This is a genomic window from Rossellomorea sp. FM04394, from assembly GCF_041889765.1.
GTDB classification, from domain to species: Bacteria; Bacillota; Bacilli; order Bacillales; family Bacillaceae_B; genus Rossellomorea; species Rossellomorea aquimaris_B.
Window position 1 is genome coordinate 2,320,024 of sequence record NZ_CP168654.1, and the last position, 15,517, is coordinate 2,335,540.

Annotated in this window: 10 protein-coding genes; 4 read left to right on the forward strand and 6 right to left on the reverse strand. The window is 35.5% G+C overall.

Going from position 1 to position 15,517, the window contains the following annotated elements:
- From parC to ACCB35_RS11605, 4 genes are all read left to right on the forward strand, one after another.
- On the forward strand, positions 1–2,436 hold the full coding sequence (parC, locus tag ACCB35_RS11590) for a DNA topoisomerase IV subunit A (protein ID WP_374053857.1): 2,436 nt from the start codon (positions 1–3) through the stop codon (positions 2,434–2,436).
- A 263-nt stretch (positions 2,437–2,699) separates the two neighbouring features.
- The gene (locus ACCB35_RS11595) at positions 2,700–4,127 is read left to right on the forward strand and encodes a sodium:alanine symporter family protein (RefSeq protein ID WP_044336983.1); all 1,428 of its coding nucleotides are present in this window, start codon (positions 2,700–2,702) and stop codon (positions 4,125–4,127) included.
- A gap of 146 nt (positions 4,128–4,273) precedes the next feature.
- A complete protein-coding gene (locus ACCB35_RS11600; protein ID WP_374053858.1) occupies positions 4,274–5,041 on the forward strand; it encodes a hypothetical protein in 768 nt (255 codons plus the stop codon).
- Positions 5,042–5,106: 65 nt separating this feature from the next.
- Positions 5,107–5,565, forward strand: coding sequence for a staygreen family protein (locus ACCB35_RS11605; protein WP_374053859.1), 459 nt, complete (start codon positions 5,107–5,109; stop codon positions 5,563–5,565).
- An 838-nt stretch (positions 5,566–6,403) separates the two neighbouring features.
- Here ACCB35_RS11605 and ACCB35_RS11610 read toward each other — a convergent pair.
- From ACCB35_RS11610 to ACCB35_RS11635, 6 genes are all read right to left on the reverse strand, one after another.
- Positions 6,404–7,618, reverse strand: coding sequence for a hypothetical protein (locus tag ACCB35_RS11610; protein ID WP_374053860.1), 1,215 nt, complete (start codon positions 7,616–7,618; stop codon positions 6,404–6,406).
- 11 nt (positions 7,619–7,629) lie between these two features.
- A complete protein-coding gene (locus ACCB35_RS11615; RefSeq protein ID WP_374053861.1) occupies positions 7,630–9,207 on the reverse strand; it encodes a TniQ family protein in 1,578 nt (525 codons plus the stop codon).
- Positions 9,204–10,184 (reverse strand): ATP-binding protein, encoded by a 981-nt coding sequence (locus ACCB35_RS11620; protein WP_374053862.1) that lies wholly within the window; start codon positions 10,182–10,184, stop codon positions 9,204–9,206. The genes ACCB35_RS11615 and ACCB35_RS11620 overlap by 4 nt, the downstream gene beginning before the upstream one ends.
- 19 nt (positions 10,185–10,203) lie before the next feature.
- On the reverse strand, positions 10,204–12,111 hold the full coding sequence (locus ACCB35_RS11625) for a hypothetical protein (RefSeq protein ID WP_374053863.1): 1,908 nt from the start codon (positions 12,109–12,111) through the stop codon (positions 10,204–10,206).
- Positions 12,104–12,790 carry a TnsA endonuclease N-terminal domain-containing protein gene (locus ACCB35_RS11630; RefSeq protein ID WP_374053864.1) on the reverse strand — a complete coding sequence of 229 codons (687 nt, stop codon included), beginning with the start codon at positions 12,788–12,790 and terminating at the stop codon, positions 12,104–12,106. Before ACCB35_RS11630 ends, ACCB35_RS11625 begins: the two co-directional genes overlap by 8 nt.
- A gap of 410 nt (positions 12,791–13,200) precedes the next feature.
- Entirely contained in the window at positions 13,201–15,066 is a 1,866-nt protein-coding gene (locus ACCB35_RS11635) for an AAA family ATPase (RefSeq protein ID WP_374053865.1), read from the reverse strand.
- Between the last annotated feature and the right edge of the window lie 451 nt (positions 15,067–15,517).

Here is a 15,517-nt window from a genome sequence, read left to right on the forward strand (position 1 = left end):
ATGACAACTGTAGAAAGATATCAAGACTTGCCTCTGGAGGAGGTACTTGGCGACCGATTTGGACGTTATAGTAAATACATCATCCAGGAACGTGCATTACCAGATGCACGCGACGGATTGAAACCTGTACAAAGACGTATTCTTTACGCCATGTATGTGGATGGAAACACCCAGGAAAAAGGATTCCGTAAATCAGCGAAAACCGTCGGTAACGTTATCGGTAACTATCACCCACATGGTGACACATCGGTGTATGATGCCATGGTGCGTATGAGTCAAACGTGGAAAGTGCGGAAATATTTAGTCGAAATGCATGGAAATAACGGAAGCATTGACGGAGATCCTCCTGCTGCCATGCGTTATACAGAGGCACGGCTTTCTGCGATCTCCATGGAGCTCTTGCGTGATATAGATAAGAAAACCGTGGACTTTGTACCGAACTTTGATGATACATCCAGTGAACCCACTGTTTTGCCGTCACGTTTTCCGAACCTTTTAGTCAACGGATCAACCGGTATCTCAGCAGGATATGCAACTGACATTCCACCTCATCACCTAGATGAAGTCATTGATGCGACAATCATGCGTATAGAAAAGCCACAAAGTACGGTGGATGATTTAATGACGGTCTTAAAAGGACCTGATTTTCCAACAGGTGGCATCATTCAAGGGGTAGACGGTATTAAAAAAGCCTACGAAACCGGAAAAGGAAAAGTGGTTGTGCGTGGTAAGGCTGACATAGAAAATATCCGTGGAAGCAAACAACAGATCGTCATAACGGAAATTCCCTATGAGGTAAACAAAGCGAACCTCGTTAAGAAAATGGATGAATTCCGTGTGGATCGCAAAGTGGAAGGAATTTCAGAAGTTCGTGACGAAACAGACCGCGATGGAATGCGCATCGTTATTGAGTTAAAGAAAGATGCAGATGCCACAGGCGTCTTAAACTATCTCTATAAGAACAGTGATCTTCAAATCGCCTATAACTTTAATATGGTTGCGATACATAACCGTCGTCCTAAACTGATGGGACTTCGTGAACTATTGGATGCTTATATTCAACATCAAAAAGAAGTTGTGACAAATCGTACCATACATGATCTAAACAAAGCGAAGGATCGCCAGCATATTGTCGAAGGCTTAATGAAGGCTCTGTCAATCTTAGATCAAGTGATTTCAACGATTCGTGCCTCGAAAGATAAACGAGATGCGAAGGATAATTTAATCCAGCAATTTCAATTTACAGAAGCACAGTCAGAAGCAATCGTCAGCTTACAGCTATACCGCTTAACGAATACAGACATAACAGCACTACAGGCAGAAGCGGAAGAATTATCGAATACGATTGCTGAGTTAACGGCTATCCTGGAAAGTGAAAGTAAGCTTTACAGTGTAATCAAAAAAGAATTGAAAGGCATTAAAAAGCAGTTCTCCGATGCTCGTCGCACTAAAATTGAAGATGAGATTGAGGAAATTAAAATCAACCTTGAAGTACTCATCGCAAGTGAGGATGTCATGGTTACCGTTACCCGTGATGGGTATATGAAACGGACAAGTCTCCGTTCCTATTCTGCTTCAAACGGGCAGGATCTCGCCATGAAAGAAACAGACAGGTTGCTTGGTCAATATGAGATGAATACGACGGATGTCCTTTTAGTATTCACGAACAAAGGAAATTACATCTATTGCCCTGTACATGAGCTCCCGGATATTCGCTGGAAAGATCTTGGTCAGCACGTGGGGAACATCGTACCGATTGATCGAGATGAACAGGTTCTAAAAGCCATACCGATCAAAGAATTTGATCCGGCCCATTATTTATTGTTTGTAACGAAGAATGGAATGATCAAGAGATCCGAGCTTCCTCAGTACAAAGCACAACGATACTCCCGTCCTCTTGTAGGAATCAATTTAAAAGGAGACGATGAGCTGATCGATGTACACTTGACCGATGGATCGCACGATGTATTCATTGCCACACACTTAAGTTATGGACTTTGGTTCTCGGAAGAAGATGTGAACATCGTCGGACCGCGTGCGGCTGGAGTGAAAGGGATTAACCTTAAGGATGACGATTATGTCGTATCGGGGAAAATCATAAAAGATCCAATGAAGGATTATATTTTCTTAGCTACCCAGCGTGGGGCAGTGAAGAAAATGAAATTAGCAGAATTCGAAAAAACATCCCGTGCCAAGCGTGGAGTCATCATGCTGAGGGAATTGAAATCAAATCCACATCGCGTGGTAAGTATAGAAGTAGTAAAAGACACAGATAAAGTAGGACTGATCACAAAAAAAGGAAAAGCAGAAGAGGTGCTCCTTACAGACCTTAGACCGAATGACCGATATTCAAATGGATCATTTGTGATTGATGAAGGGGATAGCGGATCAGTTTGTGAAACGTGGACAGAATCACTGCTTGATACAAAAGAATAGCATGCAATAAAACGACCAGGACTGCTTCTGGTCGTTTTTTATATCCGTATAGAATCATTAATGAATAATAATTGTATAATCATTCGGCATTGTTGTACAATACCCGTAAAAAATTGTACAACAATTAATATTATTTCAAAAAGATGAATTTATCAGTTGAATAGGCAATTTTTTTTTGATAGATTAAGAAAGTGTCTGAATGGGTAAACATACATAGGTTTAAACATTATTTGTCATAAATACAACATCTAGGGGGAACAATTATGGAGTTATTCACAAGTTTAGTAGGTACCTTGAATGATTATATGTGGTCATACATCCTTATTGTGGCGCTGATCGGATTGGGATTATATTTCTCATTCCGAACACAATTTGCACAGTTTCGTTACTTAGGAGAAATGGGAAGGTTATTAACAGATAAGACCACGATTTCAGCAGAAGGAAAACGAGGCATCTCTTCCTTCCAGGCTTTCACAATCAGTACCGCATCCCGTGTCGGTACTGGTAACCTGGCTGGGGTAGCAACAGCGATTGCCGGCGGTGGACCAGGAGCAGTATTCTGGATGTGGCTGATTGCCCTTTTGGGAGGAGCGACCAGCTTCGTGGAGAGTACACTTGCTCAAATTTACAAAGTGAAAGACGGAAAAGACGGCTACCGTGGTGGTCCCGCTTATTATATGGAAAAGGGATTGAATGCCCGCTGGATGGGGATCCTATTTGCTGTTATCATCACATTCTGTTTCGGTCTTGTATTTAACTCAGTACAATCCAATACGATTTCACTTGCAATGGAAGAAGCGTATGCATTTGATCGTATGACTGTCGGCATCATCCTCGCCGTATTAACGGCTCTTGTCATTTTCGGTGGAGTAAAACGAATCGCCAGTGTAACTCAAATTGTGGTACCGATCATGGCTGTTCTTTATCTGATTCTAGCTTTCTTTATTCTGATCACCAACATTACCATGCTGCCAAATATGTTTGTGATCATTTTTGAAAATGCATTTGGTATCCGGGAAGTAGCAAGTGGTGGGGTCGGTGCAGCCATCATGATGGGAATCAAACGTGGTTTATTCTCAAATGAAGCCGGAATGGGTAGTGCACCGAACGCAGCAGCATCTGCTGGTGTCACTCACCCTGTTAAACAAGGACTTATTCAAACTCTAGGTGTTTTCACTGATACATTACTAATTTGTACAGCAACAGCCTTCATGATCATCCTGTCTGACCAGTACACAACAGGAATCGACGGCATTCAGCTGACGCAAGCAGCCTTAAGTTTCCATGTAGGGGAATGGGCAGATACATTTGTCGCTGTCGCTATCTTCTTATTTGCCTTCAGTTCGATCATCGGAAACTATTACTACGGAGAAACAAATATCGAGTTTATTAAATACAGCCCTGTCACTCTATTCATCTACCGAATGGCCGTTCTTGGCATGGTGATTTTCGGAGCGGTTGTCAAACTTGATATTGTGTGGAGCCTGGCAGATTTATTCATGGGTCTAATGGCGATCATCAACTTAATCGCTATTACGCTATTAGCTAAGATCGCCATATCCGCACTAAAGGATTACCGTGAACAGAAGAAACAAGGGAAAGATCCTGTTTTCTACTCCAACTCTATTAAAGGCTTAAAAGGAATTGAGAGCTGGGAAGCAAAACCTGAAACGACAACAGAACAAAAATAGCATGAAAGGACCAACCTTAATCGTGGTTGGTCCTTTTTGAGTTTTTTTTGCTAAGAAAGATGAGGAAAGTAAGGAAATTGATTACATAGATTTTCCTTCTTTGGTGAAAATAAAAGGGAATCATTTTCTATCGAGGAGAGAGAATCATGAGAAAAGAATTACTATTTGCTTTCGGTGCTTTCTTTGTTATGTCCCTCCATGCCATAGCTGGGAACTTTTCCAGTGAACCTCTTGAGAAACAGCCTGTGAATGAAATGACCGTTAATGTTTATAAAAAAGATGTAACCGGAGATGGTAAAAAGGATACGATTACACTTAAGGCGATTCCGTTTTCTCCTGATGCCCTGTTCCTGAAACAAATCTGGGCGGATATTAAAACGTCTGAAGGCAGTGAGATTCGAATTGATTACGAGGGTGGCTATGAGCCGAAAATCCAATTCGTGGATCTAAATCATGATGGAGTAAAGGACATGCTCTATTCTTCAGCTACAGGGGGAAGCGGTGGACTCTATAATGTAGCGCTCCATACATTAGTTGATAATAAATTGGTCGATATCGGGTTACCTGAGCCATTAACGATTCAGGCTCAATTTGAAGATGATTACAAAGCTTCTATTACCTTTGTAGATACGAATCAATCCTACACTGTCGATTTACGTGACCGCAAAGAAGATTACGATCGATTGGGGATATACACGGACGGAACCTTAAATGAACCTATGGAATTAATGGTTCTACCTTATGCATTTTTTGAGCCGACGAAAATCATCGGCAAAACTGGTAAGGGATTAAAAGGTTATCAGCAAATAAGCGGTGCCTATAAGGCGGATGGTATCGGAACGGCCACATCTTATTGGTATTATGAAAATGATCAATGGAACCTGATGAAGATAAAATGGAAAGCAAATAAATAGCTGAACCAATTCTAGGCTTTTATCATACTCTGTTGTAAGCCCATTTTTGTAAAGGAGGCTTACACATGAGTGAATTCAAGCCTGAAAAGCTAGCTGTTACGTATTTGCCACCAGCTTCAATCTTCAATCCCATTGATAACCGAAAATACACATTGACTCATTCTGATACTACGGGTGAACTATTTTTGAGCGTCGGTTGTCACTTTGATCTGGAGAAGATCAATCCATCCATGCGGGACGAAGTGTTAGGAGAATGGAGAAGAGACCTTGGTCAATACACCCTTGCAGGAACCGTGTATGTGAGTGGGGGGGAATTTGATCAACAGCTTTCCAAAGTACGGTTTATGATTTTCAAAAAGGAGCTCCCATTGGCCCTGGCAGCAATGGTGAACGGGGATAAAGGGTTTTACACGTATTATCCATGGCTTCTGGATGCACCCATCATCATCTGCTTTGAATCCGTATTCACGGAATTTCAGCAAACGCTTTATTTCGGGACACCAAGACAATATTTATTGAAATAGTGCTCAAGCACTCAAGCATAAAGAGGTTCAGAATGTGAACTCTTTATGCTTTTTCTTTGGGTGGTTGTACATGAAGAGGAGGGAGGTAATTAGATTTATTTAGTAATGATCGTTATTAGTTCAGGTGGTAACAACCAAAAGATTGCTTAATATGATACAAAGTCGATAGCAATGAAATAGACAATCAACGTTTATATTATGTAAACTAATTCAAAAAAAATGGATTAACAAACAGCTGGATTGGAATGTTAGTTAGCAAATTGATATCTTAATACCAAAAATGAATTATCAGACAAATCAAGATAAAAATTGAAAATGGTTTTATAGCAATCAAATTGAAAATAATCTTACAGCAATCAAGTAATTCTTAATATAAATAATGAAATCGCTGATCAGACTAAATTCATCAGAAAACACAACGAATAGATATCATTAGAATCAAATTAATGATAATTAAAGAACAGATTAAATGGTCTTGTTTTTTTCTTTCGTCTCATTATTAACAGTATACTTTTGATACGAGACAGAAATATATTTTTTTATTTAGGTACCGATAATAGATATTATGTAAACTATAAACAAACCTTAAGCAAACGAAAGATACCTTTATTCTCTACTGACGAGCGACACAAAAGTACAGACAAATGTGACACAAAAGTTTAGACACTATCCTTTTTGACACAAAAGTCAGGAACCTTCCCCTATTGCTTTAATTTTGAATTACTGTTCGAATGATTTGTTGGATTCATTATAAAATTGAGAACTTCTTATAAAATTTAATCCTTAATTGTTATGACACAAATTTATAGACAAATTGACACAAAAGCACAGATTATACCTATGGTATCTCTTCGATTACATATACTTTCTGACGCTTTGGATGAATTACTACTCCTAAGAATATATCGTCATTAATAAAAGCCCAATCACCGTAAAGAATCTTTTCAAGAGTACTACTCTTAACTTTGGGTAATTGCCTTGATATCCGATTATATTCAAAAATTAACGATCTAGAAAGTATCATTAATAGAAAGTTCTCTATATCTTCTTCAGATGCTTCTTGGAGCTTAAGGATTACATAAAGGTCATATAAAATTACATCATACAATTTCGCAGTAAATTTTGGTTGTTCATATATTATTGGGTACCTTTCCTTGCCGTTTTCAATGGAACGAAGATCTCGGCTCATATTAATATACAATTTCCATATTAAGTATGTTGTTAATCCTCTTGTATACTTTATTTCACTAAGTGAATTCCTAGAAATTAGTTTAACACTTCTTAATTCCTCAATAGTCATTTTACTTTTTAGGTGTCGGTTAATAGAACTGACTATTTTCCTTGAAGAATGAAAAATGTTATCTAATCTTGCTTTACTAATCCCTTCGACTCTTCTATATTCATAAGTGGTGATTGTAAACTTTTCACCAGATTTATCGTTTTTAATTAATTCAAACAGCTCCAATGGTATGATGCCATTCAATCTGAAAATATTTACTGATTTTTTAATTCTCAAATCAGATTCAAGCCACGATCTAATTTGTTTCATTGGTAAATCATAAGTATGTGTAGATACTTGTCCATTCATTAGCTTAGATAGATCAGATGCAAATTCATACCCGCAGGGGCACAGATATAGTGAATAATTTGGGATTACTCTTTTGTAGGGATGCTGTTTGTGACATGATGGACAACCACTAATTAATTCGACTGAATGAAACGGACACTTTGATATAAGAGTAAATTGATGTAAGTAACTATGGTAACCAACTTTAATGCAAATTGGGCATACCCTTACTTTTGGATAACAAAAATTGTTTAGTATTCTTCTCCCCAATATAGGGATTGAAAGATCCTCTTTGGCTTTTTTGTTTTCAATTGAATCCCCTAATATTTCTTCCCAAAATGGTGCCATGCTCTTCTCGGTTATATTAGAAACTTGATTACAGAATTTGAATTTTTCAGAAATACTTAATATAGATTCATACGGCTGTACCCAAACATTTTTCCATGTGAACATAAAAGGATTACCTGCCCGTCGCTTTTTTATCATTATAGACAGGTTTACATATTGTCAATCGCCTCTTTAAACGGATTCCTCTTATAATATATACCCCTTGCTTTTTTTCTTTTGCGCCTCTCCCTTTCTGTGAACTGAGGGCAATTGCAATTTTTCTTTGCATTTTCTAATAGTGAAAATAACTCAGGAGTATCTTTTCTTATTTTTTTGAATATTTTACCTTCTTTCCTGATTATAAGTAAGGGGAAGTATTTTAAACTGTAGATTGAATTAACTGAAAACTTTTCTTTTGGAGGGTCTCTCCTTTGCAAAGCATATTCTAAACATCTATAGAACTCAGCAAGGATTAATTCTGAAACTAAGTGAAGCGTTATCCAGGAGTAACTTACCTTTGATATAGAATAATTTTCGGGGAAGATTTCTCCATACTCTAATTGAGATAGATAATTCGAAAAATTATACTGATCCACAGGAAATCCATAATTGTATATATATTCCCTGAAAAATGGCTGGGTTCCCTCATTATCCACATCTTTATAACTGTTAAAACGTTGCAGTCTTGCTCTCCATAGAGTATAAGCAATAGATAAAGGACATAACTCATTATTGGGAATTTCTTCTCTATATCTTGTTAACTCGACTATACAGCCCCTATGACATTTCAGCGTAGTATTTCTTAAATTTCGAGCAATACTTGAGCATACTTTTTCTGATTTCTCATGAAGATCTTCTAAATCTTCTTTTGAGAAAGTATGTTCATAAATCTGTACGCTTTTAATCCATTTAGCTTTTCTTCTTCTCTCTCTCACTAACCTTTTCTCTAGATAATCATAATTTTCACCAATCGTTGCAGTCATGTACTTCTGATCAAGTGAATGTAATAAAAAGCTTAGGTCGTATTTAAATGATTTCTTTTCATCGTTGTTAGATACTAAATTCTCATTAAAAATAATACTATTTCTAACTTTATTAATTTCACTCTTTTTTAATGAGAACCAACTGATTAAATCTTGCGCTCTAATAATTGGTCTAAATGTTTGCGATGGTAAGGGATTAATTTTATTTGAGGAAAATTCGAATCCACATATACATCTATAATCTAAAGAAAAGCTATTATCTTCAAGTATATATGGAAAGTTTTCGTTGCATTCAGGACAATTTTCAAATAAGCTTATTTGGTGAAATGGACATCTCTTAATAAAATTGAATTGATGGAGTGTGGAGTGATATTTCTTTTCAAGGCAGAGCGGACAGAAGCGTAAGATTGTACTAAAATATTGATATAAAGAAAAATCTTCATTATAGAGAGGACTTATAATATCATCAAGTAATTCTTCGTTCTTTTCTTTCAAAGGAAAACTTATTAATTGTTTCACTATATTATCGTCCAAACCATTTAAGTTGTAAATAGACTTATGATATTGTCCAATTTTCCCTTTCAATTTACGCACATTGTCATTTCCAGCCTCTAATAGGAATTGCCTAAAAGAAATTGAGTTATAGTGACAAAACTTTTGAATTATACTCCAGGGTGATTCGAAATCTAAAATCCAGCTAGATCTCCATGTAGTCTTTGTGTTTTTCACTTCTGCATAGGAAAAAACTAACTTCTCTGAGTTCATGACTGAAGCACCTCCGCGTGAATGAAACCAGATACTTTGATTGCTTCTTTCCATAGTGTTTTTGTGGGCCAGTCAATATTTTCATCGCTATTTACTCCATATTCTAGCAGTACATGGTTAACAATTGAAATTAAGTAATGCATGGGGACTTCCACTTTTTTATTTATTCCATTTTCGGCTCTTAACTCTAACAATGAACTCCAAATATATTCTGCCTCATTTTCTAATCTATGACCTTTATTAAATCCATTTGGGAAGAAGAAGTTTGTATAGCTGCAATTACTCCCAACTGGAAACTCTGTTACTTCGTCATAAGAAGATAACATATATGATAATTCGTCCAGCTCTCTAACTCCGTAAAATCTCTCTTCATGCACCATGAATCTTCCGACGATTTGCTTTGCAGTTGTTAAATAAGTGCTTCGACGATGGGTAAGTTCATTTTGACCAACTAAGATTGTCGTTAAAGTAATACCGTAAGAATCGAGTTCATTATATACGTCCATAAGCCACTCAAATTCAATGTCAGTTAGCCTTTGGGCATCGTCAATAAATAATACGATTTGCTTTCTAATCGTCTGATCCCCTTTATCCATTAAGAAATTTGATAACCGGTTCCTTTTGGCAACAGCTTTACCTTGTGAGTACAAATCGTGTCCTACATCCTTTAAGAAAAATTCGAAAAATGCATCTTCATTTGGTGTTTTTCTTTTCCTTGTCTTAATTTTCAAATTCAACCATTGGTTTGGGTATTTGTAGTCAAATATATTTTGAATATATTTGATCGCTCTTGTCTTTCCTAATCTAGGAGCACCATAAATAATACCACCCGGAACTCTCATTTGTATCCAGTGTCTCATTGGTTCTAATATTTCGTTAATTGCAATTGTGTCAATGATGTAGTCCCCAGTCTCAACTGGGTGTCCACCTATCGGGATAGATGGTCGGTTTTGGTTACTAATTATTTTCTCTTCCATAAACAGTTCCTCTTTTCAATCAAGAATTGAAAAAATATCTTTCTGCTGGTCTTTTTTTCTTTTTTCTTTGATTTGACTGTTCATCTTTTAAATTTAATTGGGAGTTAACAACAAAGCTAGTTTGTTCTTTGGGATTTTCTCTTTGATGACTTTGCATTTGGGCAATTTGGTTTCTTGAATTTTTATTTTTTGTGCCTTTTTCCCTTAAATAATCATGGTAAAAATCAAGAGGATCATCATCAAAAGCTAACCTTATTTCCCCATTCTTAATCAACTTATTTATTACTTTTCTTAGTTTAAGGGAATGTTTCCTAATACCCCACTTTCCATTAGCGGTCAAAATTCCAAGCTCGCTGCCATCAGGTAAGAAGGCCGTTATAAAACGTAAGTCTTCTGTGTCTATTTTAAGTGATAACATTGTGTTAACAAGATGGAAAGAGTCGGCAAGAATTTCATTCCTATAATCAACACCCAAGTAATGAATATAGGGTCTTCTACCGTCTGTTATTTTCCCTCTTACTGTTCTTGTGTCGTATTGAGAGGTCAATTCTTTACCATCCCTGTATTCTTCTTCTAACGTCTTGAAAGGCATCATTCTATTTATCCTTTGCCGCATCGCTTCTAATGGTGTTAATGAATTTAAACCTTTGGATGGTCTATTATTTTCTTGAGCAATCAAGATCTCGACAAGTTGTTCAATTTCACAAGGTGTAATTTCATACTTTTTTGCCTCGTTTTCAGAGTCTTTTCTTCTAGGATCAGACGGCTTACTTCCAGTTGTATTGGTTAATCGATGAAATCCATTTTCCTCTAATAAATCAAAAAATTTCTCTATAATTGGCCTTCTAGTAGGAGTTGCTACCGGACCTGCATTCACACCACAGCCTATAATATTTTTACAAATATCCTTTACAATTTTTGCAAGATTAGCTTTGGCATTATCCATTGAAATTTCTCCCCAAACTGCAAACTTTGTTTCAGGGATGGCTTGTGAATGATATCCTTTTACGGGTGTATTTAAGCCTGTTATAGTAAAGTTCGGGGACTTATGAGGAAGAATTGATTTCTTGATGCATAGTAGTACATCTAAAGCAGAATATTCTTTAGCTAAGCAAATATGGTATCCCAAAACAACTCTGGTTGCACAATCCCTAATCGCAAGCAACCATATTCTCTCAATTGATTCAACAACTTCATCGCCTTCTAGAGTTGTATACTTAATAGCTAATGATACATCAATCTTATGTCCATCAAACTCTACCCTTTCGAATGGTCTTTCGATGTTCTTAGGAGACTCTCCTATACCTGTATTGTTATATAACATTTTTGCATTAGAACCATATGAGCTTATAATTTTAGAAGGGTTATTGCTTTTTAAATTATCTATATAGCGATATAGTGATCTTTTGGCATAATCGTCAGTATTAAAGGGGTAATCTCCATTGTCTGGTGAAATATCTAATCTTTTACACTCCTGTATGAACTTTTTATGAATTTCTTTGACTCTCAAGACTGAAGATTGGGGTCCTCTCCTCTTATTTGGAAATACTAAGTCGAAAATAAATTCTTCTAGTTGTGGATAGATTTTTAAGAATTTATTAAAAGCTCCGGTTAAAGTTTGGTGGTCCTTAAAGCCGTTAATCGTATGCTTTCGTTCATATTCAATTGTTCTTTTATAGGGAATCAACGCCGTATATCCATAGGGAACCCCCTCTTCATTTGTATCCAAACACCTTCCAATCATCCTATAAAGTTCTGATCTTGCAATTCCACTGGTTTCGCATATTTCTTTTACACTTTTTTTATTATCTATATAAGCATCTACTGCATATTTTCTATTCAAAAAAATTTTTTTATCTTCTTCACTGAGGCATTCTGTATTTACAGAGGGCCATAAGTCACGTGATATATTCTCTTTTTTAATCACTTTCTATTACCACCTCTGTTTGGGAATTTAGCAGGGAATTTTTCATGTCAATCCATATCTGTTGGTCTATATATAAAGTGAAAACAGCATCATAAAATTCAGGAAGGGTCAATGTACTTAAATCGTCATATAATTGCTTAAAGCTAGATGGTTTTCTATTAGAAAGTGCCTCTAATATCATTTGTTGATTAATTGAGGTTTGATCTGAAGGATTTCTATGAAGTTTATAATAAGGAAGAAGGGTTTTGTAGTTATCTAAAAGTGGGTATTGTCTAATATGTTTCTCAGTTGCAATGCGATGAATATAATTGTTCTCTTTACACCACTTTTCTTGTACTTTAATTTGGGTAGCAACTCGACTCGTTACATCGTTTAGGTTTTTTACATCTTTTTCATACTTAACTTCTATGAATTCCTCAGTGCCGTCGTGCCACTCAATCCACATATCAACTATTGATTTTTTCACTTCATTATCTATGTAGGCACTCATTTCACGCGGCTGTTCACAGAATGATTTTATTTCTCTGGTACACTCTATCAAAATCCAATGATGATACTCCAACTCACTATAAAACATTACATCTCGATTGACCTTGTAACTATAACAGTCCCAAATGTTATTTCCATAATGACTAATGTTTTTTTGTTTTATTGGACTATACATAATAGTAGTTGCCACCTTTACATAAACGATTTTATTAAAACTTTCTTTATTATCGGCAACATAGACAAATATTAAACCGGTAATTGTTGAAATAATTAATTATTCTGTCAATTACCCCTTTTTAATTTTTTGAAACGTATATATGAGTTATTATTGAGAAAGAAAAAAACTCTCCAGGCAAAAGAAGCTTGGAGAGTTTACAATAACTGTCCGGTGGAAGACTCATAATTTAGAGTTATATTAAACCTAATAAAGATTGATTAAAATGGATTCTTCTTAATTACACTTAAGTACGACTTTTATAAAAAATCTTGCTTTAGAATAAAGTTTGAATTAAAAAAACCAACAGATATATGAGTTTACCTAAATTAGTTGAGAAATTAAACTTTATAATAAAGCTTGAATAAGTTCTATTTTATTTTCAATTATTCAGTTTTTGAAACGGCAACTAAATCTACTGCATTTTCTCCATTGAATAATAATAGGGATAAGAAGTCATTAATCATTTCAGTAAATTCGTATCTCACTTCACCATCTTCTTCATACGCTTCTACTTCACGTATTTCTTGAGCATTCATTTTTGTCCAGAACCTTTCCAGTATCTCTGTTTTTGATATCCTTGTCTCCCTATTTATTATTACTTTAGCATCATCTAGATCTGAGAAAGCAATCTGGTTTTCAATATCATTGAAACAGTTGCTATGTAAATAATTTTCCGGTTCTCTCTTCCTTGTAGCATACGCTTTTATTCCGTCAGCCCTCAATTGATTTATAGTTTCAAAATTTTTTGGTTCCTCTGGGGTTCCTTTATCAGAATCAAGTAGTACACACCAGGGGACATTAAATTGTTCAGCCAATTTCATTGTTTTCCAAAATTTTAAATTACCACACCCACCTACCGGTATTAACGCAAACCTTTTATCAATCAATGTAGAGTCAATAAACCCTCCCTCTTTTAACTGCTCTGCCATATGATTTATAAATACTACATCTCCTTTTCCTTCAACTAATAATAAAGCAGCTGCATTTCTGGGTATTGGATCTGGTAGTATCCCTAGTGTATCTACAACCTCTTCTAAAACACTATCATTACCCTCTCCTTCTTTTACCACCCTTCTTTCATATTCCGTTGTTACATACCTAACACTTTTTAAAGGAAGATAACTAGCAAGGGCTGGCGTGTGAGTGGTTATAAGAACCTGAGTAGAATTATTACTCGACAATTCTAATAGGGACTTTATTAGCATTTCTTGATGTTTAGGATGTTGAGATGTTTCAGGTTCTTCAAAAGCATAAATAACTTGGTTACTGCTATTTTCATTTCTCCGTCTCTCTGCTTCTGCTCTAAAAAAATTAAGAAGAATTAACCTTCTAACTCCACTACCTCTTTTATTAACAGGGATATCATTATCAGACTTAATAGATAACTTAAATTGCGAATCAAATTTTGGTTCTGTTTTAAATTCGGGAATTAAAGTTGAGGCTAGCTCTGAATCCATCTCATGTAGTTTCTCTAAGGTTCTATTCGCTGTTCCTAATGCCATTATTCTAACTTGATCCTTAATTGCTTCAATCTCATTGCTCAACTCACTTAATGCTTGTTGAACTGCTACCTTCATTGGGTCAGATACTTCTCTATCATCATCTTTACTGGCTCTATCCGATTGAAATAAAGCAAAGGTTGGGAAGTTTTTTTCTAAAGAATCAAATATTTTTTTGGAATCTTCCTTATCTATACGTAAGTTTACTAATTGAACTTTTAAGTCTTCAAAAGAGTTCCAAATAGCCTTTCTCATCGTATGGTTAATATTAGAATTAAATTCTTGTGGTGGAATTTCTAAAGAATTTACTTTATTTCTTAATTCTGTTCGTTTCATTCCTAGTAGGTTGTCCACACCCTCTGCTGTAGGGTGATTACAGACAATATATATTGCTGGTTTTGGTTTTGCAGCAGTAGTACTAAAAACTTTTTTTATTTCAATGTTTCCATCAGAATTAAGTAAATATTCTTCTTCTAAGGAAGTAGGCGCAGTTGAATCCACAATAATCTCATCGTTATCAAAATTAGAAAATACACAAGAAATCTCTATATCCCTACAATCCGCATCAATACTTAAATCTTCACGCTCGCATACAACCAATGAATTATTAAAGAATATTTCTAGTGCTTCTAAAATGGTAGACTTTCCAGCATCATTTTTACCTATAAATGCAGTGAAATCAGAGATTTTTATGTATGTCTCACTACTATATCCCCTGAAATTTCTTATCTTTACACCAATTAACTTCATCAAAATCCCCCTCTTATTTTAATCACTCTCTAACAATGACTGCCCCGTATTAGTTTTCAATTTCAAACTTAATAATTTTCAGGCGAAACATTCACATACAATTATAACCATTTAGGGTAAAAAAAACAGTTACCCATTCTAATACCCGTTCGGTTGATAAAGAGAAAAAACAATTCACAACTAAATTAGAATCCTTTTTAACATATCAAATAGCATAATTACTGGAAATTAACTTGTTGCATTAAATTGAAATGCAGCTATAAAAATCAAGACACCTGGCAATCAAAGTCCTGTTTTAAAGCAAATCCCAAATAGCCCAAATATACAGTTTAGTGAATAAAAATTTGTATATCTGGGCTCTCTGATATATTTGTGTTATTGAATTAACGCCACCTTATACTTGGAATTAACTTCCTAAAACTTTTACAACTATGATAATGAAAAGCAAAAT